The 1540-nt window shown below is 65.5% G+C and carries 1 protein-coding gene; it reads left to right on the top strand.

All coding sequences use genetic code 11. The annotated features are described in order from the left end of the window. The first annotated feature begins 39 nt into the window (after positions 1 to 39). Positions 40 to 1383, top strand: a complete 1344-nt coding sequence (locus tag AC244_RS34720) for an IS1380 family transposase (RefSeq protein ID WP_053253357.1) — start codon at positions 40 to 42, stop codon at positions 1381 to 1383. Positions 1384 to 1540: the final 157 nt, after the last annotated feature.

The following is a 1540-nucleotide window of genomic DNA, read 5'->3' on the forward strand; positions in this document are numbered from 1 at the left end:
GCCAGTCCTGTCGACCACATCTTGCGAGCCACACCCGCCATGACCGACGATACATTGCTGCCGTTTGCTTTTCCAGCCGTTGGCCGCAAGAAGATCACCGCCGCGTTCGACGGCGGACGCATCACCACGGATGGCGGCGTGATGCTGCTGGCGGCGGCCGAGCGGCGCCTTCAGCTGGCCGAGCGGCTTGCCGCGGCGATCGATGATCCGCGGGATCCGAACCGGGTGACCCACGGCGTGGCCGATATTCTGCGCGCCCGCATCTTCGCCATCGCCTGCGGCTATGAAGACGCCAACGATCTCGACCGGCTGCGCTTTGACCCGGCCTTCAAGCTCGCCTGCGGGCGGTTGCCCGACAGCGGCCTTGACCTGTGCTCGCAGCCGACCTGTTCGCGGCTGGAGAACCTGCCCGACCTCAGGACCGTCATCCGCCTTGCCGGGGTGCTGGTCGACCTGTGGCTGTCGAGCTATGCCGCACCGCCCGCAAACGTCACCCTCGATATCGACGACACGCTCGATGTCGTTCACGGCCATCAGCAGCTCTCCCTCTTCAACGGCCATTACGACGAGCGTTGTTTCCTGCCGATCCACATCTATGACGCTGCCACGGGTCGGCCTGTCGCCATGATCCTGCGGCCCGGCAAGACGCCAACGGGCAAGGAGATCCGCGGCCATCTGCGCCGCCTCGTCCGGCGCATCCGCGCCCGCTGGCCAACGACCCGCATCCTGATCCGCGGCGACAGCCATTATGGCCGGGTGGAAGTCATGCAATGGTGCGAGAAGAACGGCATCGACTATCTGTTCGGGCTCGCCGGCAACAGGGTTCTCAAGCGTCTCGTCGAGGAGGCCGCCGACGACATTCGCACCCGCCGCGCGCGCGAGCAGAAGCCGGTGCTGCGCGGCTATGCCGAGACCCGCTACAAGGCGAAATCCTGGAAGACGCAACGCCGCGTCTCTGCCCGCATCGAGGCGACCACCATGGGCCTCGACATCCGCTTCGTCGTCACCAACCTTGGTAAAGGCTCCGCCGAACACATCTACGACATCATCTACTGCGCCCGTGGCCAGGCCGAGAACCTGATCAAGATGCACAAGAGCCAGCTCGCCTCCGACCGCACCTCCTGCCGATCGCCGATCGCCAACCAGGTTCGTCTCGTCCTGCACACCGCCGCCTACTGGCTGATGCTGACGCTCCGCGAGGCGGTGCCAAGGACCCATCAACTGAGCAGAGCCGAGTTCGCAACGCTCAGGCTCCGGCTTCTCAAAATCGGCGCCCGTGTCACCGAAACCGTCTCGCGCATCCGCCTCGCATTCGCTGCCGCCTGTCCCGAGGCTGATCTGTTCCGCTCCATCGCCACGACCCTCCAACCGGCCGGACCATGAGCGCCGGGGCATCTAAGGCCCCGCCGAACCCCACACCTTCAACCTCCAGCGCGTTCCACAAGTCCAGCCAAAGCCCGCGGTGCAACAGACGCCACTGAATGCCGCGCCCGACGCTCAGACGTAACGCACCATCGCCGCTCGTGAATAAGACAGGCTA

It is taken from the genome of Ensifer adhaerens, assembly GCF_001270265.1.
GTDB classification, from domain to species: domain Bacteria; phylum Pseudomonadota; class Alphaproteobacteria; order Rhizobiales; family Rhizobiaceae; genus Ensifer; species Ensifer adhaerens_B.